The organism is Mongoliibacter sp. (assembly GCF_007692705.1).
Taxonomy (GTDB): domain Bacteria; phylum Bacteroidota; class Bacteroidia; order Cytophagales; family Cyclobacteriaceae; genus Mongoliibacter.
Map to the genome: position 1 here is coordinate 36,489 of NZ_REBN01000166.1, position 20,121 is coordinate 56,609.

A 20,121-nucleotide genomic window follows, 5' to 3' on the forward strand; every position below is an offset into this window, starting at 1 on the left:
CCTAATTTAGCATATTTTACGACAAACGATATGGCGAAAAAGAGTACTGCCAGCAAGGCAAAAGCAAAATATTCCAAAGAAACTTACACGTTTTGGTACGAGAGCATGCTCTTGATGAGGCGTTTTGAAGAAAAAGCAGGACAACTTTACGGACAGCAAAAAATCAGAGGTTTTTGTCATTTATATATTGGCCAAGAGGCTTGTGCTTCCGGTGCGATCACAGCATTGGAAAAAGATGACAAATGGATTACTGCCTACAGAGATCATGCTCATCCACTAGGATTGGGTACTGATCCAGGAGCTATTATGGCCGAGCTTTATGGTAAGGCTACAGGTACGACCAAAGGAAAAGGTGGTTCCATGCACATCTTTGACAAGGAAAGAAATTTCATGGGAGGACATGGTATTGTTGGAGCTCAAGTTCCTATGGGGCTAGGAGTTGGTTTTGCTGAAAAGTACAAAGGAACCAAAAACCTTTGTATTTGCTATATGGGCGATGGTGCTGTTAGACAGGGGGCAGTTCACGAAGCGATGAACTTGGCCATGCTATATAAGACACCAGTAATTTTTGTGATAGAAAACAATGGTTACGCTATGGGTACTTCTGTAGCACGTACTTCAAATGTAACGGAATTGTACACGATAGGAGAATCCTATGACATGCCTTCTTTTCCAGTAGATGGAATGAATGTAGAGGCTATTCATGAAGCAGTAGCTGAAGCAGCCGATCGTGCAAGAAAAGGAGACGGGCCTACACTTTTGGAATTCCGTACTTATAGGTATAAAGGACATTCAATGTCGGATCCTCAGAAATACAGAACCCGTGAAGAAGTTGAAGAATATAAAGGTAAAGATCCTATTGAGCAGGTGAAAAAAACAATTTTGGATAATAAAATCCTTTCTGAAGAAGAGATTTCCAAAATTGATGAAAAGGTTAAGAAACAGGTAGCGGATGCAGTGAAATTTGCTGAAGAATCACCTTGGCCTGATGGAGAAAATGCCTTCAAAGACGTATACATGCAGGAAGATTATCCTTTTGTAATGGAATAAAACAAATCACTTTAAAATCAGCCATGGATGTCTGAAAAGAACATTCATGGTTGGTTTTTTTTATTGGTATTTGTGAATTAAGTAAAAGCTTTATATTTGCGGCTGCAAAAAAAATTAAAATGGCGAAGAAAAATCAAAAAAAGGCACCTGAGGTTGAATATGAACTTTTGGAAAAACCGGAAGAAATAGCAGGAAGGTTAGAAAGAGGAGAAGCCTTTGTCAGGAAGAATTCAAAAATATTTGGAGGCATATTGGTCGTTGGTATATTGGTGATGGCTGCTATTCTCTATTTACAGATAGACAAACAAAACAAGGACAAAAAAGCCCAGGCTGAAATGTTCCAGGCAGTCTACTATTTTGAGCAGGACAGTACAGACTATGCATTGAATGGAGATGGATCCAACCCAGGATTTTTGAAAATAGTAGATCAGTACAGCGGAACCAATTCTGCAAACTTAGCCCATTTCTACATAGGGTCTATTTACCTGTCTGAAGGTAACTTTCAAAAGGCTGTTGACCATTTGAAGAAGTTTTCCGCAGGCGACTATTTTGTTCAGGCTAGAGCTTATGCCTTGCTAGGGGATGCTCATCTTGAGCTAGGTAATACCAAAGAGGCAATTTCCAATTACAAAAAAGCTGTAGACCATAAAGAAAACAAGCATTTTGCTCCAAGATATTTGAGCAAATTGGCGATAGCCTACGAAGAAGCAGGAGAAATTGATAACGCTATCAAAACCTGGGGAACAATCGAAGATAAATATTTCGAGTCTTTCGAATTTACTAACGCACGAAAGCATAAAGCGCGCTTGGAAGGTCTTGCCTCTAAGTAATGCTTTGCTATAAAGCATTTTGAAAGAGTAAGGCCTCAAGTCTTACTCTTTTTTTATTTCTGAAACTCTAAAAACTTAACCATATGGCTACTTCATTAAAAAGCCTGAGCCAGTATTCAGACAAAAATATACTGGACATGTCAGACAAAAAGTTTGGCATCGTAGTTTCCGAATGGAATGACCAAGTGACTGAATCCTTATTTTCTGCTGCAGTAGATACATTGCTGAAGCATGGAGCCAAAAAAGACAATATCTACAGGAAAAATGTTCCGGGTTCCTTTGAACTGACGCTAGGTGCGCAGTGGCTTGCTGAATTGGAAGAAATTGATGCTGTAATCTGTCTGGGATGTGTCATTCAGGGTGAAACAAGACATTTTGATTTTATCTGTGATGCGGTAGCCAATGGCATTACCAACGTATCCCTGAAATTCAACAAACCTGTCATTTTTGGAGTTTTGACTCCTGATACTTTACAGCAGGCATTGGATAGGTCTGGAGGGAAGCACGGTAATAAAGGAGATGAAGCAGCTATTACAGCTGTTAAAATGCTTGGATTTTAAAAATTAGACGCAAGAAATAAGATATAAGACGCCTGATAATCCTGAAGGGATTAAATTATTAAAGTGTCAATCAAGTTTAGGGCTTGTTAACATCAAGAGTCAAGGATAAGAGCCAAGATGTGATTATTGAGTTTGCTGGCTGGAAAATCTTAGGTCTTGAGTCTTGAGTATCAAATCTTATGTCTTTTAATCACTCAAATCAAAACTCATAAAGCGATGAAAATCATGAAATTCGGAGGAACCTCAGTTGGGAAGCCCGAAAGAATGCACCAAGTCAAGGAACTCATTACCCGCGATAATCAGAAAAAAATCGTGGTGCTTTCAGCCCTTTCAGGTACAACCAATGCCTTGGTAGGGATTGGAGATGCTTTGGCATCGGCCAATAAGGAATTGGCAAAAGAAAGGATAGACGCTCTTCACGGGCATTATCAGACATTCTATAAAGAGCTTCTTAAGACGGGTGCTGCAAGGATAAAAGCCGAAAAGATCATCAAGGAGCATTTTGAATTTTTGAATATTATTTTAAAAATTTCATTCAATGAGGCGATAAACAGGGATATTCTAGCTCAGGGAGAGTTATTATCTACCAAGTTGTTCTATACCTTGCTTCAGGAATTGGATGTTCCGGCGGTGTTTTTACCGGCTTTGGATTTCATGAGCATAGATGAAAATCATGAACCTGAATTAAGTAAAATTTCAGATAAGGTAAAGGTAATCCTGGCCAATTATCCTGAAGATAGAATTTTTGTCACCCAAGGCTATATCTGTAAAAATCATCGGAATGAAGTGGATAACCTCAAAAGAGGTGGATCGGATTATTCTGCTTCGCTTATTGGTGCAGCCATCAGCGCTGAAGTGGTGGAAATTTGGACTGACATTGACGGCATGCACAACAATGATCCCAGGGTAGTGGATAAAACCCGTCCTATAGCTCAAATGTCTTTTGATGAAGCAGCTGAGTTGGCATATTTTGGAGCCAAAATACTGCATCCAGCTTCTATATGGCCTGCACAGCAATATAATATTCCCGTAAAACTTCTCAATACCATGGCTCCTGATGCAGTTGGTACAACAATTACTGCTAAAGAATTGGGTGTCGGCGTAAAGGCTTTGGCGGCAAAGGATGGTATTACCGCAATAAAAATCAAATCCAGTAGGATGCTCTTGGCTTATGGTTTTTTGAGGAAAGTTTTTGAGGTTTTTGAAAAGTATAAGACTTCTATTGATATGATAACAACCTCAGAGGTTGCTGTTTCTCTCACAATAGATGATATTTCCCATTTAAAGGAAATTACTGCTGAGCTGGAGCAATATGGTACCGTGGAAATTGATACCAATCAGACAATCATTTCAGTAGTAGGAAATCTGATAGCGGAGTCTAAAGGTACTGTTGCCAAAGTCATGAATTGCCTGGAAGAGTATCCATTGAGGATGGTTTCCTATGGTGGGAGTAGACATAATGTTTCTATTTTAGTAGATGCAAATTTTAAAAATGACGCATTAAGAAGCTTGAATGAAGGGCTTTTTGATTGGGATTAATCATCTAAAAATAAATACTGTCTTATATTCTCAATTGCATAGAACTTTCAATACAGAAAAACACCGAATTCGAGGATTCGGTGTTTTTTTATAGCCTTGCCATCCAACGGGCTAAAATCACATCATGGACCAAATAAGCCCCTTCATCGATAATGACCATCTCTTGCCTTACCAAAGCCTTGATGGCAGAACTTACTGTACTTGTGGCACCCAGTTGATATTTATCTATAAAATCTCTGCTCAGAGGGTTGTTTAGTGGCTCTTCTTTGGAAATGGACTTGAGTACATTCCATTGATTGATTGTAAGTATTTTGGCGAAATTGGCAAATACAGCTTGGTATTGCATTAAAATATTGTCAAATACAGTTTCTACGTTTTCTTCTTTTACGATTGTGTATTGCGAAAAGAGGTAGTTGCATGCCAGTTGCACAGTGTATGTTTGTCCTCTTGCCCAACTGTAAATTTTCTCAATGAGCTCCTTTTCTATTTTTTTCTTTTTTGATTCAAAGTGCTTTTGGATAAATGGAACATAATTGTCTAATGGAATAGGGTCTAGAGTCTGCAACATAGCACTGTGATAAAAAGGGCGGCTTTTTTCTGAAAACATTTCGGCCATCATGGTTCTGTGGCTGCCGCAGTATATGATACGTATATCTGGAAACAACTGGGCCCAAGTCCTGAATACCGCTTCGGCATTTTGCTTTTGATATGAGCTGATTTGTTGAAATTCATCAATTGCCAATACCACTCTTTTTTTTCTTTTTCTCAAAAATTCACCGAGTATGTTCAGTGTGTATTCAGAGCGTTCGGGTCGGCGTATACCTAGGGTTATTTCAGGTGTCCCTGACATCGGGTTGAAAGTCAAGGTTGCCCCAAGTGAAGAAAGGAGGTTTTGGATAGTAGAGGTGATTCCCTTTTTGGTACTGCCAAACCGGTCATAAACAGAAGTTGTAAAAGTCTTCAATGCTTCCTCTAATGAATGGGTAGCTAAAAAATCTACATACAAAGTTTCATATTCTCCTGAACTTTCCAAATCTTCAAAAAACCTATGAATTAATGCTGATTTTCCCATCCTTCTCCAGCCAAAAAGAACAACATTTCTGTCATTTTCGATGTGATCATGTAAGGTTCTTAGGTCATTTTCTCTATTGCAAAAATAGTCTTTTCCATGATAGGCATTGATAGAAAATGGGTTTTCGGGCTTTTTCATACATTCTTCACTTGAATTATCTTTTTTTGCAATATATAAAATGTTTACTTTATTACGATATTTTTGTTACGAACTTTTCGTAACGAAAAAATCGTAAAAAATTTAATTCTTGTTTTTAGAGTTTGAGATGCTTTATTACCCAATGATGTAATTGGTTTGGAAAGTTTTCTGCTTTTTGACCAAATTGTGACTTGAATTTGAGTTTGTCTGGAGCAGAAGGGATGAGGAAAGACCTCGCATATGAATGTTTTTAATCTATATAAGATTCCCAGTCCGACTACTGGAGCTTAATTGATCATTAAAAATCGAATTAATAAAAGATGAAAAAGACAGTTTGCCTTTTAGTAGGATTAATATTTGGGTCAGTACTGATGGCTCAAGACAAGTATCAGACTTTATTTGAAAAGACCGGAGGAAGGGAAACACCTGAATACGAAGATGTCATACAATATTTCAAAGACTTGGCGCAGGATTTTGAGCAAGTTAAAATTGTTGAAATGGGAATGACAGACTCGGGAGAGCCTATTCATATTGTTTTATATGATAATGAAAGGATATTTGATCCGAAAAAGTGGCATGAGAAAGATAGGCCAATATTGTTTATCAACAATGGCATCCATCCCGGTGAACCGGATGGGATAGATGCCAGTATGATGTTGCTGAGGGATATTCTTCTGGGTAAGCAGCAGGTGTCTGACGATATTGCAATAGCCATAATACCTGTTTACAACATAGGGGGGCATCTAAACAGGGGTTCACACAGCAGGGTGAATCAAAATGGTCCGGAAGCTTATGGGTTTAGGGGCAATGCCAGGAATTTTGATTTGAACAGAGACTTCATCAAGGCTGATACTAAAAATGCCCGTTCATTTCAACTGATCTTCAATTGGCTTCGGCCTCATATTTTTGTGGATACCCATGTCAGTAATGGTGCAGATTATCAACATGTGATGACGCTGATTTCTACCCAACATAATAGACTGGGAGGCCAGGTAGGTAAATACCTTCATGAGCATTTGAATCCCTTTCTATACAAAAGTATGGAGGAGAAAGATTTTCCAATGGTACCATATGTGAATGCTTGGGGAGGTAAGCCCGAGGATGGCTGGGCTCAATTCAAAGACTTGGGTCGCTATAGTTCAGGATATGCTGCACTTTTCTCTACACTGAGCTTTATGCCTGAAACGCATATGCTTAAGCCTTATGCTGATCGCGTTCAATCTACTTACAGCCTACTAGAGACTTTCTTGGAGGCTTTGGCAAATGAAGGTGATGAAATAGTGCAGGTAGTAAAATCCGATAGAGAGGAACAAAAATCAAGAAGCGAATTTGCCTTTAACCATAATTTAAACAGGGATAAATACAGTTTGATTACTTTTAAGGGATATGAGTCTGGGCAAAAGCCCTCGGATATTTCAGGACTTCCCAGGTTGTATTATGACCGGGATAAACCTTTTACCAAAGAAGTGAAGTTTTATGACAATTACAGCGAAGGACTAACCCTTATAAAGCCTCAGGCCTATGTCATTCCACAGGGTTGGTACACAGTCATAGAGAACCTTCAGAGAAATGGTGTCAAAATGAACAAGATCAGTAAAGATACCTTGATAAAAGTAAGTGTATATCATATTGAAGACTTCCAAACTGTATCAAGTCCATTTGAAGGGCATTATCTTCACAGCAATACAAAAGTTAAGAAATCACAGGAAATGATCAGTTTCCGAAAAGGAGATGTATTGGTGACCATGGATCAGGAAGTCAACAGGTATATTATGGAAGTTCTTGAGCCGCAGAGTGAGGATAGTTTCTTCAATTGGAATTTCTTTGACACCATCCTTCAAGCCAAGGAAGGATACTCTTCGTATGTGTTTGAAGATTTGGCTAATGAGTTTCTTGAAGAACATGGTAGGATGAGGCAGGTATTGGAGGAGGAAAAGGCAAAGGATGAAAATCTTGCTAAAAGTGCAGCAGCCCAATTGAGATGGGTGTATGAAAGGTCACCGTGGAAGGAGAAAGAACACAAGAGGTATCCGATTTTCAGAGTAGATTAATTGCACTTTTTCCTTCTGATATTGTTAATGTTTAGTAATGGAAAAAAAAGAAGATAAGAATTTTCTAGAAAGGCTTCAGACTAAATGGAATCTTAAAAGTCTTCGTCAGGTAGTTTTGGTGTTGGTTGTTTTTGCCTTTACCGGATTTACAATTCTCTTTATCAAGAAGCCGATTTTTGACTTTCTTGGAATAAGTATGGAACGTGGAGGTTTTTGGAAAACCGTACTTTACCTTTTGCTTGTTTTGCCACTGTACCAGATAATATTGCTCATGTGGGGATTTGTCTTTGGGCAGTTCTCTTTTTTTTGGGAAAAAGAAAAGCAATTCTTTAGGAGAATTACTGGCAGAGGAAAAAGAAATGATTGATAGTAGTGAGAGCATTCTGTTTATGGCGAAAAATCCGAATTGTCGGTTGTAAAGATTTGAATTTCATAAATACTTTCGGCATTAAGCTACAAAAAAGCATGAAAAATTGACTGCTGGGGAAAGGGATTGATTAAATTTGCAGATTGTAAAGGAGTGACGAGGTAATAATAATGGCGAAAAAGAGAGGTACAGCCCTAGAAGATCACGAGAAGAGGAAACTCAACAAGCAAAACCTGGGCAAACTGGGAGGAATATTCAGGTTTATCCTTCCATATAAATTCAATTTTATTCTGGGGATGCTTTTTTTGGCTTTTTCCAGTCTTACCCTCCTGACCTTTCCTTTCGTAGCAGGTAAGCTAATTGATGCGGCTTCAGGAGAGGAATGGTTGGTCAGTGGTATCAATAATATAGCTTTTATTCTTTTGGGAATATTGCTGGTACAATCCATATTTTCTTTTTTCCGAGTATGGCTTTTTGCAAAAGTCAGCGAGAGAAGTATGCGTGATATCAGAATAGCACTATACAGTCAACTGGTACAATTACCAATGACATTTTTTGACAAAAGGCGAACCGGAGAATTGATCAGCAGAATCACGGCTGATGTGAGTATGTTGCAGGATACTTTTTCTACTACCCTGGCAGAGTTATTCCGCCAGGTCATCACATTGCTTGCTGGTGTGATTTTCCTGATGTTCACGACCCCGAAGCTCACCCTTTTTATGTTGGCAACTTTTCCTGTCTTGGTGCTCATTGCTATGGTTTTTGGTAAATTTATCAGGAAACTATCCAAGCAGACACAAGACGAATTGGCTGCAGCCAATGTGATTGTGGAGGAAACCCTTCAGTCCATTATGACAGTAAAATCTTTTGCTGGAGAAGAATATGAGTCCAATCGCTATAGAAGTGGTCTAAACAAAGTTGTCAATGTTGCCTTAAAAGCAGCAGGATTTAGAGGTGCATTTATATCTTTTATTATTTTCGCACTTTTCGGCGGTATTGTTGCCGTGATGTGGTACGGGGCTTCACTTGTAGCTTCAGGAGATATGAGTGTGGGAGACCTTGTCTCTTTTGTGCTGTATACCACATTTATAGGAGGTTCAATTGCAGGACTGGGAGATATCTATGGGCAAATTCAGAAAGCCATAGGTTCTTCGGAACGAGTTTTGGAAATTCTGGAAGAACATCCTGAAGAATCCACTGCAGATTTTCAAAAGTTACCTATCGAGGGGAATATCAATTTTGAGCATGTGGCGTTTTCTTATCCCACCAGACCTGAGTCCGAAGTACTGAAAGATATCAATTTCAATATTCAAGCTGGGGAGAAAGTTGCGCTTGCCGGACATTCAGGGGCTGGTAAATCTACTATAGTTCAAATTTTACTGAAATTTTATCCAGTTCAAAAGGGACAGGTTTTGGTGGATGGCAAGCCTATTTCTGATTGGAATCTCAAGCAGCTCAGGTCTAACATTGGTATTGTGCCGCAGGAAGTATTACTTTTTGGTGGTAGCATCAGAGAAAATATTGCTTATGCGAGACCTGATGCTACTGAGGAAGAAATCATTGAGGCTGCTAAAAAAGCCAATGCATGGCAGTTTATCAGTAAATTTCCTGAGGGACTAGAAACCAAAGTCGGTGAACGAGGCATCAAACTTTCAGGGGGGCAGCGTCAGAGAGTAGCCATAGCAAGGGCAATTTTAAAGGATCCTGCTATTTTGATACTTGATGAAGCCACATCATCCCTTGATGCCGAATCAGAATCTTTAGTACAGGAAGCCCTGGATGAATTGATGAAAAACAGAACCACTATTATCATCGCACATAGATTGGCTACTATCAGAAAAGTGGATAGAATATATGTGCTTCAAGAAGGAGAAATTGTTGAAGAAGGGACCCATGATAATTTGGCCTTGCAGGAAGATGGGTTTTATGCTCACTTGGTCAGACTGCAGTTTGCAGAATAAAAGTTTGAACTTGTTATTCATCCGATTAGAATCGTGAAATTTATATGTAACTCAGTCTAAAAAAAGAATAATATATCCAAATCAATTTGCCTGATTTATAGTTTAGAATAAAATCACCCAAATTTTACTATCATATGCATATTGAAAAATTGATGGAGGCTATTCAGCCTTACAGGAATCAATTATTGGCCCATCCAATTTATAAGGATATGGATTCCCTGGAAGATTTTCAGGTTTTCATGGAGCAGCATGTTTTTGCTGTTTGGGATTTTATGAGTTTACTCAAAGCTTTGCAATTGAGATTGACGGGTATGAGTTTGCCATGGAGACCATCTGGAGATCCTCAGGTGACAAGGTTGATCAATGACATTGTAATGGCAGAGGAAAGCGATGAGGACGGTAACGGCAGTTATTGTTCCCATTTTGAATTGTACCTCAGGGCCATGCAGGAAGCAGGGGCGAGTACGTATTTTATAGATCGACTTCTTGAGTTGCTAAATGAGGGGGTGGGATTTGATGAGGCACTGGAAAGTATTGACATCCCTACTGCTACCAAGGCTTTTCTAAAAACAAATTTTCATACGGTGTTATACGGTAAGCCACATGAAATAGCCGCCTCATTTACTTTGGGAAGGGAAGACCTGATACCTGATTTGTTCCGTAAATTGGTCAATGACCTGATTGCTTCAAAGCCTGAAGAATTGAAGACATTAGAGTTTTACTTTGAAAGGCATATTCATCTAGATGAAGACCATCATGGGCCTCTTGCAATGCGAATGTTGGAGCACCTTTGTGGTCAGGATGCTGTGAAATGGAAAGAAACTGAAAATGCTGCCATTGAAGCTTTGAAAGCCCGTAAAATCCTGTGGGATGGGATTCATGACAGCATTATGGTTGAGGTATGAGAATTTAAATAAAGCTTTATTTGATTGTCAGTATTAATGCTCGCGATCTTTTTAAAGATTCTTCATAGGAGATATTCGTAGATACGAGATTGATATTAGGATATTTCCTTACCTCATCTTCTTTGGTTACGTATATAGATGTCAATAATTATAAAACAATATAAAAAAGGAAGCAAGCTGGGCTTGCTTCCTGTTTATTTGAAAGGGAGTTTTGCCAAATCAACATTTCCACCTGAAAGAATAATTCCTACTTTTTGACCCGCAAACCTTTCCTTATTTTTCAACAATGCCGCCAAAGGAACAGCACAGCTAGGTTCTATAACAATTTTCATTCTTTCATAAATCAGTCTCATGGCTTCTACAATTTCTTCATCGCTTACAGTGAGTATGTCGTCCACATGCTCGAGAATTATTTCAAAATTTATTTTGCCTAACGAGGTCAACAAGCCATCAGCGATAGTATTTGGGCTTTTCATTGGGATGAGTTCTTTTGCTTGAAAAGACCTGTAGGCATCGTCTGCTCCTTCAGGTTCACCTGCGATTACTTTGGTTTTGGGAGAAATGTAATGTGTAGCAAGTGCCGTTCCACCCAAAAGACCACCTCCTCCAACTGGTGTCATGATAGTATCAAAATCAATTCCTGCTTCCCACATCTCCAAAGCGCAGGTTGCCTGACCTTCCACTACATCCCTGTTGTCATAAGGGTGGATAAACGTGGCTCCTGTCTTCTCTACAACCTCCTGTAAGGTTGTTTCTCTGGCGATCAAGTTAGGTTCACATTCAATGATTTCTCCACCGTAACCCTTTACAGCTTTCTTTTTGATTTCTGGTGCATTGGAAGGCATTACAATATAAGAAGGAATCCCTGCTACTTTAGCTGCCCTTGCAAGGGCAGCAGCATGATTTCCGCTAGAATGGGTAGCTACTCCATTTTTCTTAAATTCGTCTGTAAGTTTGCTTACTGCGTTTGCTGCTCCACGTGCCTTGAATGCTCCGACCTTTTGGAAGTTTTCACATTTGAAAAAAAGTTCTGCTCCGGCAATTTTATTGATTGCCTCCGAACTTAGTATAGGCGTGTTGTGGATAAATGGCTGGATGCGTCTATGCGCCTCCTTAATATCAGCTTGGGATGGGAAATTCATAAAATCTTCTTTAAAATCAATTGTAAGCTTATTTTGAATGAAGCTATTGACCTATACAAAAGTTCAAATATCCCGGGTAAAATCAAAGGTACCTTTCTGGTATTGATAAAAAAACAAACAGGCCGACCCCTAAGAGCCCGCCTTGTCTGAACCAAACTTATGTATATTTACTCAGTAATAATAATTTCGCCTTCCATTGAAGCATGTGCAGTACATCTATATACGGCTAATTCATTGGCAAAATCCTCGGTCACTGTAAAGCTTACATTATCTCCGTCTACTTCAAAAGCAACATTGGAATCATCTTCAAAAGATCCATCTTGATCTCCTTGTGCCAGAAGAATATTCCCATCACTATCCCTGAAGTCTAGAGGATGTGCCGAACCCCCATTATTTACAAATGTATATCTTAAACCACTTTGTAAAGTGATAGCTGTATTCTCAGTGTCGAGTTCAGCTGATGCACCATCACCATCGATTGATGTAATTACATAAGCAGAGGCGCCTACATTATCTAGAGTTATAGTTGCCGCAGATTCGTCACCTGATGCTGGAAGTATAACCCGATCAATAGCATGAATTACACCATTGGTTGCATGAATATTTAATGATGAACCAACTAGTCCAGCATCATTTATTTGCAGATTATCCAAATCCACTGTTAAAGTTTGCCCATTCAATAATGTTGGCAATTCGGCATCTTGTCTCAAGTCTTGCGAGAAAGCTCTCACAGGTACTACATGATATTCTAAAACACTCTGTAATAAATCTACAGGTATTTCATCAACACCAGATACGCCTAGTGCATCATATAACTCTTCAAATGCAGCATCAGTTGGTGCGAAAACAGTCAGATTATCTGTTACTCCACCACTCACGGCATCGACCAATTCAGCCCTCACCAGAGCAGCGACTAATTGTGTGAATTCAGGTTCAGCTGATTCAGTAGAAGCTATTGCTATTTCAGCGATATTATTTGATGGAGCAATGATTACATTATCCAAAACATGTATGACCCCATTGGATGCATCAATATCAGTAGCTGTAATTCTTGTATTACCATTTATCCAAATGGAATTATCCGGTGCTACACTCACATAGAAGTTCGCGTTTGCAACAGAATTTACCGGACCGGCTTCTACCGCGCTGGAAGGTATTTCACCTGATACTACATGGTAAGATAAAATTTCAGACAAACTCTCATTTGCCAATAATTCTTCAGCAGTCAAATTATTTTCATCTAAGAAACGAATAAAAGCATCATTGTCTGGAGCAAAAACTGTAAATGGTCCTGGGCTGGATAGGGTCTCAGCAAGATCCGCTTCAACAACAGCACTGACCAAAGTTGAGAAATCATCATTGGCGGAAGCAACATCTACTATCGTTTGTCCATCTGGTTCAGTTGTTATCGGATCGGGATCATCATCGTCACTACAAGATACGGTAATTGCCATTAACCCTATAAAAACAAAATAATACTTGTTTAAAAACAAATGGTTTATAAAATTTTTCATATTGAATATTAAATTATGGTTCTTTGAATTAACACTTAAGCTTACATTATGTTATTTTTAAGACTTAACTGAGATAGGATAAGTGTATGAACTCAATTTTTATGTAAATCAATTGGGATTCAAGAAGCTCTGGAAACGTGATATTTAAAGAAACCAGTCCCTCTCATTTTCGTCAATTCCGCATCTTTAATTATCTTGCGCCCCATGCAAAAAGCCCTGAACTCCATTTTGGAGGAACAAAAACTTTTCCCCATCATGGGAGAAACCTTGAACCTATCCAATGCAATCCAATTGGACTTTTCTCCGTCAAATCATGACTTGGAAGAAATAGACCTATCTGATACAGCTAAATTTGACACTTATGTTTTTGAAAAGATCTCCAGGTCAAAAAAGAAATATGGGATAGGAGGATATTTTGAGCATAGGGCCATATACAGTAGAAGTGCTGTTTTTTCAACTGAGTTGGCTGACTTCAGAGATGTACATATGGGAGTGGATATTTGGGCTGACGCCTGGACTCCTGTATTTGCGCCATTGAATGGGAAAATCCATAGTTTTCAGGACAATGCTGGATTTGGGAATTACGGACCAACCATCATATTGGAACATGAGTTAGGCGAAAGAAAGCTTTATAGCCTGTTTGGTCATTTAGCCTTGGAAGACCTAAAAGGTCTGGAAGTAGGGCAGAAAATAAGCAAAGGTCAGCGCTTTTGTCATCTGGGTCCATTTCCTGAAAATGGTGATTGGCCTCCACACCTGCATTTTCAATTGATGTGGGATATGATGGGAATGTTTGGTGACTTTCCAGGAGTATGCTCACACAGAGAAGTAGAAAAATTCAGGAATATTTGTCCTGATCCCAATTTGCTGATTCCATTTAAGACCTGAGATTGGTAAGGGTAATCAAGCGAATACCTTCCAATGTAAGGTTTCGATCTACTACTTCAAATGAGTCTTGCAAAGTGGTGAGGATAGTTGATAAGCCTCCCGTGGCGATGATGTGGCAAGGAATTGCAATTTCCTTTTGCATGGTTTCCAACATTCCTTTAACCAAACCTGTGTAACCATATAAAATACCGGATTGTATAGAATGTGTTGTATTACGTCCCAGAGCTGATTTAGGCAAAGTGAGTTCTACTTCCGGTAGCTTAGATGTATTGGAAAACAATGATTTGATGGCAGTCTTCAATCCGGGAACTATATTCACACCTAGGATTTTTCCTTCTTTACCCACAGCTGTAAATGTCAGAGCAGTTCCAAAATCTACAATAATGCAGGTATCTTCAAACCTTTCAAAGGCAGCAGTTACGTTGCACATGAGATCTGAACCGATTTCATTTGGTCTTGTCGTGCTTACTTTGAGTTTTTCGTAACTGTTGCCATTAATAAGGTAGCAGTTTTGTTGAAGATAATCTTTGCAAAAACTTTTGAGTATCGGATTAATCTCAGGTACCACAGATGAGATTCCCACTTGTTTGATCTGGTCTATTTTTATGTCGTTTTCTAGGAAGAAAAGCCGGATTTCTGTTTCCAATTTGAGTTTGGAAAGTTCTTTATTGGTTTCTATCCGAAACTCATGAATCCATTTTTCCTTAGCTTCATCAAAAAAGCCAAATACAATATTGGAGTTACCTGCATCAATTGCTAAAAACATATAGCGCGTTCTGGAGAATACATATAGGTTAAAATACTTTTTGCCCAAAGATAGAAATTGATTTTGTTTTAAAGGATAATCATAAAAAAATACCGTTAACAGCATTCCTTTCGTCATTTTCGGAGATAAATTGATAATTTTAAATTATGTACACTATCAGAAAAGGAAAAATAGAGGATTTGCCAAGGGTATTGGAATTGGTAAATGAGTTGGCTATTTATGAAAAAGCACCGAATGAGGTTATCAATACGGTGGAATTGATGGAAAAAGATGGCTTTGGAGAAAATCCCGTATTTGGGTTTTATGTAGCAGTGAAGGATAGTTCCAGTGAAATCATCGGTATTTCCATTTTTTATTACCGCTACAGTACATGGAAAGGGAAAAGACTTTATCTTGAGGATATTGTTGTGACAGAATCCGAGAGGGGAAATGGAGCTGGAAAACTTCTTTTTGACAGGACATTGGAAAAATCTCTTGAAGAGAATTGCTCTGGAATGACTTGGCAGGTTTTGGATTGGAATTCGCCAGCCATTAACTTTTATAAAAAATACGGAGCTGATCTGGAGGAAGAGTGGATAAACTGTAATCTGCAGGATTTTCAGATTAAGGAAATTTTGAAGAAATAGTCAAAGTAAAGTAGGTCCTGGGTGGATCTTTCATCATTTAATTTCCTAAAAAAAGAGCATGAATATTTCTCTACAAAATCAAAGAATATTAGTCACAGGCGCATCTAGGGGCATAGGTAAAGCAATTGCCCAGCAATTGTCCAATTCTGGTGCAGAGGTTTTGATCCACTTCAATTCCAATAAAGAAGAGGCTGCCAAGCTTCAGCAAGAGCTGGCTAATAAATCGTATTTATGTCCATGCGATCTGTCAGACCTTTCAAAAGTAAAAGGCTGGTTTGCTTCCTTAGTCGATAGTCATGGAAAAATTGATGCGGTCATTAATAATGCAGGAATAGCCATTTCCGTAGCGGATGATGCCGATTCCGAAATTTGGACTGATGCCTGGCTCAAGACCATGGATGTCAATATCAATGCATTGGCAATTATCAGCAAAGAATTTATTGAACACGCCAAGAAAAATAAAAGCGGGAGATTGATCAATATTTCATCAAGAGCGGCTTTCAGGGGTGATACTCCGGATTACCTGGCTTATGCGGCCTCTAAGGCAGCAATAGTTTCTTTTACCAAATCGATTGCCAGATATTATGGTAAAGACGGGATTAAGGCTTTTATCATTGCGCCAGGATTTACCAGAACTGATATGGCCCAGGATTTTATGGATCAATATGGAGAAGAGTATGCACTCAATGACATTGCTTTGGATACGCTCACTGAACCGAAAGATATCGCTCCTTTGGTTACTATGCTGTGTTCAGGACTTGCTGACCATGCAACAGGCTGTACCATTGATATCAATGCAGGATCTTATGTTCATTGATTGTTGATTTGAACAGGGTTTTTTAGGGTAAAAGAGTGGGGTTTCATGTCAAGAGATTATGCCCTTCCAAACTTTTGCCTAAGCTGATCTGTTTACTTTTAAAAACCAACATGCCGCAAGCCTCTCCAGATACATTCTCTCCAGAGATGATCCGCATTTTTAAAATATTCGGGTTTGGCTCTTTATTTTTTGTATTTGTATTGTCTTTTTTCAACGAAAAGAGGGCAAACAATACAGGAGAGATGGACAGTATCATGTATGTGGCAGACCCTGAGAGGATATATTTCAAAAACCTCAGAGCTTCGCATTATGATATTGAAGGTAGGAATGATGCTAAAATGAACCTATACAGGCATGGTAAAAGGGAGAAATCAGATTCCCAACCCCATCTTAACTTTATGATTTTACTCAATAGGGTGAAAAATGAGGCTTACATCTATGCAGAACCCTTTCCGGAAAGTTTGCCACTGAAAATAAAATGGATAAACTCAGATTCCGGAGAATCGGGCGAGCTTGAGTTTCAGGGTGGCAACAAGTTCGCTCATTTTGAATTCGCAGAGCAAATTTATCCTAAACTGATTGAAAATACGTATTTTGAAATGTGGCACAATGAAGATTGGGTGCCCATACTAACGGAAGGTCCGGAAAGAGATGCGGTCAAAGTAACTCTGGTAGACTTTTACCGTTTGATAAATAACCCAAAATAAACCCAAATGGAACTTCTCAGGATAAATAACCTTTGGAAGTTTCTAGGCATCAAGAATAACCTCACAGTGAATTACAGCATTCATGATGAGATGAAGTATTCGCTTGTCAAAGGTGGCCTGGAACTTACCCATCAATTCAATCCAAAATTCCTCAATAAATCATTCCTGAAACTACAGGAAAGAAGTTTCCAGGATAAATTAGTTTATCAAAAGTTCATCAGTCAAAAACAAAGGTTTGGAATCAAGCCCAAAGTGGCATCACCTGTTGTGAGTTCTGTGTTTTTCCCAAAGGAATTGTTGGACTTGCAAAAAAAGTTTGATTTGGAAATACAAAAAGACCGCAAAGGACATTTTAAAGTGATTATTTCTCCTTTTGCGCCCAAGACTGTTTACGACATACTCAACGTAGTGAATCTAGTGAGCAGGAATTTATGGGTAAAGAATTTTTTTGCAGAGGGAATAAGAAATTAATAACAAAATGCCCTTCAGACTTTTTCTGAAGGGCATTTTGTTAAAATAGGATTTTGACACCGGCCAGGAAGTTTGTGCCTGCCTGTGGGTAATAGAAATTCTCTGTTATCAACTCCCTACCCGAAGCTCCTTCGGCAGGTAGGAAGTAGCTGAAGGTATATCCGTTTGGTTCATAGAGTTGATTGAAGATATTGTTTACCAATAAGGTGAATTCTAAATTTTTTACGAATCTCGGACGCATGGCATAATTAAACCTCAGGTCAGAAGTCCAGAATGCGTTCAACATCCTGTCTTCATTTTGGGTATTGTCCATGAACTGACTGCCTACATATTTGTTGAGGAGGCTGATTTCAAGGTTTTTGATTGGGCGATAGTCAAGAATTGCAGCAGCTACTGTATTTGGAGAAAAGGCAATATCTGTGTCCCTATGCACAATCACTTCCTGCTGGAATTCAGCGGCGGCATAATCGTCAATAAATTCGCGGAACTCCTCGATTTTATTTCTGCTGAAGGCCACATTACCGCCGATGGTGAATTTACTGGATAGCTGATACGCAGCTTCTACTTCAATACCTGCTCTGTAAGAATTGTCAACATTGTCTCTCACATAAGCCCCTACATCGTTGAGCTGTCCTGTAAGAACCAATTGATCCCTATAATTCATGTAGTAAAGGTTAGCAGCATACGTAAATCCAGAACCCTGTCTTTTATACCCAGCTTCAATATTTTGAAGGTTCTCTGCTTGAGGAGCCCTGTCTACAATCGGACTATCTGTAAAATCCCTTCTTACAGGTTCTCTATTGGCCACTGCATAGGAAGCATACCAGGTTTTGCTAGGATCTGGTTGGTAAGTAAGCCCGAACTTTGGGTTGAAGAAGTTGTAGGTAACTTCTCCTGAAATATCCCTCAAGTCATTGTTGATACCGTCAAAGGTATAATCTATACGCCTGTACTGAAGATCTCCAAAAACATAAAGTCCATCAACTGCCTCATAGGTCGCTTTTGTATATATATTGTAGTCATCCTTGACGGCTCTGTTGTCATAATACCTATCTCTGATATTGACATCACCAGCATATTGCATCCATATCAGTTCACCAAAATGGTCTCCATCATATCGGTTTGCACCACCACCAATGATGGCATCAAGCTTTTTATTATCAGACAAATAATTGAGAGAGAATACTGCGCCATAGAAATCATTGTCCAGCCACCTTCTTCGTATAAGGTCCATTCTTGCAATGCTTTCTCCTCCAATCTGTAGAGGTGGTAGGGCATAATTGCTCAATCTGTCATTGGTCCTGAACTGTTCAAAAAAGCCCCTGCCATATGTATAATGAAGAGCAGCATTGGCTTTCCAGTTGGGTCCAAATTGACCTGTATAAATCAATTGATTATGTGTCTGTCTGTAGTTGTCTACCTGATTGTCGTAGGTATAGGGATTGAATGTTCTATTGGTTTCCAATAAGGCTTGTGGTACTCCTTCCCAGGCTTGGTAAGTGACCTCAGCCCCTGAGAAAATATTCAATTTCACCACGTGATTTTCGCCATAATAGCCTCCTGATAGGAAGTATGATCTTAAATCAGAAGAAGCCCTGTCAATATAACCGTCAGAGCTTATCTGAGATAACCTGGCATCAAATGCCCATTTGTCATTGATCAAGCCTGAACCTACTTTGACCATGTGTCTTCTGGTATTGAAGGATCCAAATGAATTATCTATTTCCCCATAGGCCTCCTCCTGTCTTGTGTCAGTCTGGATATTCAGGCTGGCACCGAAAGTTGCCGCACCATTGGTGGAGGTTCCTACCCCTCTTTGAATCTGAATATTATCCACTGAGGAGGCAAAATCAGGCATATTAACCCAAAATACGCCATGTGACTCAGCATCATTGAGTGGGATACCATTTACTGTCACATTGATTCTGGTCTGATCAGAGCCTCGGATCCTCAAACCAGTGTACCCAACACCTGCACCGGCATCAGAAAAACTCACAACTGATGGCGTGAAATTCAGCAGAATAGGAATGTCTTGCCCAAGATTCAGTTTGGCAATATCTGATTTGTCTATATTGGTAAAGGTGGTGGGAGTTTTATCCGTAGCTCTTGTGGCATACACGATAAATTCCTCAGTCAGAAGACTGCTTGATTGTAAGGTGATTTCCAATTCTTCTGTGCTGGGGAAAGTGATTTCCCTGCTAAATGGCTCATAGCCCAAATAAGTGACCCTGAGCGTATAATTACCGTCAGGAATATTTCTGATTTGAAATTTTCCATTTAGGTCTGTAGTAGAGCCTCTCCCTGTACCACTTAAAATGACATTGGCACCAACAAGCTCTTCTCCCGAGCTACTTTGAACTACTCCGCGCAGGTTTGACTGCGCCATAGTAATCATGGATACCAGCCAAAAGGCAAGAATGCAAATTATATTTTTCATGTTGATTTGTACTTTCCGGTTTTCCGGAGATTTTGGTTAAACATCAGAAAATCAAGGGGGATTTTCTTCCAGTTGTTTACCCTTTACCAAAGCATTCAGATTTACCTTTAGCATGCATGCTTATATTGGCTTTTGATGCCTATATCCTAGGTTTTGGTATTTCTGCAATCTTCAGTTACTCATTTCCCTTCGCCGGCACTACCCGGATCAGGTATTGTGGGTATGATCTCAGCCCGTTTTGTTAAGGCACCCCTAATGATCTTGGGCACAAAGGTAATTT

General features: G+C 39.2%; 18 protein-coding genes and 1 riboswitch. Of the genes, 13 read left to right on the forward strand and 5 right to left on the reverse strand.

Going from position 1 to position 20,121, the window contains the following annotated elements; genetic code table 11:
* The first annotated feature begins 30 nt into the window (after positions 1-30).
* From pdhA to EA341_RS11120, 4 genes are all read left to right on the forward strand, one after another.
* Positions 31-1,050, forward strand: a complete 1,020-nt coding sequence (gene pdhA, locus EA341_RS11105; protein ID WP_293014205.1) for a pyruvate dehydrogenase (acetyl-transferring) E1 component subunit alpha — start codon at positions 31-33, stop codon at positions 1,048-1,050.
* 119 nt (positions 1,051-1,169) lie between these two features.
* A complete protein-coding gene (locus EA341_RS11110; protein WP_293014207.1) occupies positions 1,170-1,880 on the forward strand; it encodes a tetratricopeptide repeat protein in 711 nt (236 codons plus the stop codon).
* An 83-nt stretch (positions 1,881-1,963) separates the two neighbouring features.
* Positions 1,964-2,440 (forward strand): 6,7-dimethyl-8-ribityllumazine synthase, encoded by a 477-nt coding sequence (gene ribH, locus EA341_RS11115; RefSeq protein ID WP_293014209.1) that lies wholly within the window; start codon positions 1,964-1,966, stop codon positions 2,438-2,440.
* A gap of 216 nt (positions 2,441-2,656) precedes the next feature.
* Positions 2,657-3,979 carry an aspartate kinase gene (locus EA341_RS11120; protein ID WP_293014211.1) on the forward strand — a complete coding sequence of 441 codons (1,323 nt, stop codon included), beginning with the start codon at positions 2,657-2,659 and terminating at the stop codon, positions 3,977-3,979.
* Between the two features lie 88 nt (positions 3,980-4,067).
* Here EA341_RS11120 and EA341_RS11125 read toward each other — a convergent pair whose 3' ends face one another.
* Positions 4,068-5,189 carry an ATP-binding protein gene (locus EA341_RS11125; RefSeq protein ID WP_293014213.1) on the reverse strand — a complete coding sequence of 374 codons (1,122 nt, stop codon included), beginning with the start codon at positions 5,187-5,189 and terminating at the stop codon, positions 4,068-4,070.
* Between the two features lie 320 nt (positions 5,190-5,509).
* On the opposite strand from EA341_RS11125, the gene EA341_RS11130 reads away from it, so the two are divergent.
* The 4 genes from EA341_RS11130 to EA341_RS11145 all read left to right on the forward strand — a co-directional run bounded on the left by EA341_RS11130 (position 5,510) and on the right by EA341_RS11145 (position 10,473).
* Positions 5,510-7,240: a M14 family metallopeptidase gene (locus EA341_RS11130; RefSeq protein WP_293014215.1), complete on the forward strand. Its 1,731-nt coding sequence runs from the start codon at positions 5,510-5,512 to the stop codon at positions 7,238-7,240.
* A gap of 37 nt (positions 7,241-7,277) precedes the next feature.
* Entirely contained in the window at positions 7,278-7,607 is a 330-nt protein-coding gene (locus tag EA341_RS11135; protein ID WP_293014217.1) for a DUF6787 family protein, read from the forward strand.
* A gap of 170 nt (positions 7,608-7,777) precedes the next feature.
* On the forward strand, positions 7,778-9,568 hold the full coding sequence (locus EA341_RS11140; protein WP_293014219.1) for an ABC transporter transmembrane domain-containing protein: 1,791 nt from the start codon (positions 7,778-7,780) through the stop codon (positions 9,566-9,568).
* 134 nt (positions 9,569-9,702) lie between these two features.
* A complete protein-coding gene (locus EA341_RS11145; RefSeq protein WP_293014221.1) occupies positions 9,703-10,473 on the forward strand; it encodes a DUF3050 domain-containing protein in 771 nt (256 codons plus the stop codon).
* A gap of 194 nt (positions 10,474-10,667) precedes the next feature.
* Here the strand turns inward: EA341_RS11145 and EA341_RS11150 are convergent, their stop codons facing one another.
* Together EA341_RS11150 and EA341_RS11155 are read right to left on the reverse strand one after the other, a co-directional pair.
* A complete protein-coding gene (locus tag EA341_RS11150; RefSeq protein ID WP_293014224.1) occupies positions 10,668-11,615 on the reverse strand; it encodes a pyridoxal-phosphate dependent enzyme in 948 nt (315 codons plus the stop codon).
* A 167-nt stretch (positions 11,616-11,782) separates the two neighbouring features.
* Positions 11,783-13,129: a fasciclin domain-containing protein gene (locus EA341_RS11155; RefSeq protein ID WP_367127331.1), complete on the reverse strand. Its 1,347-nt coding sequence runs from the start codon at positions 13,127-13,129 to the stop codon at positions 11,783-11,785.
* Between the two features lie 204 nt (positions 13,130-13,333).
* On the opposite strand from EA341_RS11155, the gene EA341_RS11160 reads away from it, so the two are divergent.
* Positions 13,334-14,017: a peptidoglycan DD-metalloendopeptidase family protein gene (locus EA341_RS11160; RefSeq protein WP_293014226.1), complete on the forward strand. Its 684-nt coding sequence runs from the start codon at positions 13,334-13,336 to the stop codon at positions 14,015-14,017.
* Here the strand turns inward: EA341_RS11160 and EA341_RS11165 are convergent.
* Positions 14,007-14,783, reverse strand: coding sequence for a type III pantothenate kinase (locus EA341_RS11165; RefSeq protein WP_293014229.1), 777 nt, complete (start codon positions 14,781-14,783; stop codon positions 14,007-14,009). The two genes, EA341_RS11160 and EA341_RS11165, sit on opposite strands and share 11 nt — an antisense overlap.
* Positions 14,784-14,929: 146 nt before the next feature.
* On the opposite strand from EA341_RS11165, the gene EA341_RS11170 reads away from it, so the two are divergent.
* From EA341_RS11170 to EA341_RS11185, 4 genes are all read left to right on the forward strand, one after another.
* The gene (locus tag EA341_RS11170; RefSeq protein WP_293014232.1) at positions 14,930-15,409 is read left to right on the forward strand and encodes a GNAT family N-acetyltransferase; all 480 of its coding nucleotides are present in this window, start codon (positions 14,930-14,932) and stop codon (positions 15,407-15,409) included.
* A gap of 58 nt (positions 15,410-15,467) precedes the next feature.
* Entirely contained in the window at positions 15,468-16,226 is a 759-nt protein-coding gene (locus EA341_RS11175) for an SDR family NAD(P)-dependent oxidoreductase (protein WP_293014235.1), read from the forward strand.
* A 110-nt stretch (positions 16,227-16,336) separates the two neighbouring features.
* Positions 16,337-16,933 (forward strand): hypothetical protein, encoded by a 597-nt coding sequence (locus EA341_RS11180; RefSeq protein WP_293014238.1) that lies wholly within the window; start codon positions 16,337-16,339, stop codon positions 16,931-16,933.
* Positions 16,934-16,939: 6 nt separating this feature from the next.
* The gene (locus EA341_RS11185) at positions 16,940-17,404 is read left to right on the forward strand and encodes a hypothetical protein (RefSeq protein WP_293014240.1); all 465 of its coding nucleotides are present in this window, start codon (positions 16,940-16,942) and stop codon (positions 17,402-17,404) included.
* A gap of 40 nt (positions 17,405-17,444) precedes the next feature.
* Here EA341_RS11185 and EA341_RS11190 read toward each other — a convergent pair whose 3' ends face one another.
* On the reverse strand, positions 17,445-19,841 hold the full coding sequence (locus EA341_RS11190; protein WP_293014242.1) for a TonB-dependent receptor: 2,397 nt from the start codon (positions 19,839-19,841) through the stop codon (positions 17,445-17,447).
* Positions 19,842-20,008: 167 nt separating this feature from the next.
* A riboswitch (TPP riboswitch) is annotated at positions 20,009-20,105 on the reverse strand.
* Positions 20,106-20,121 lie beyond the last annotated feature (16 nt).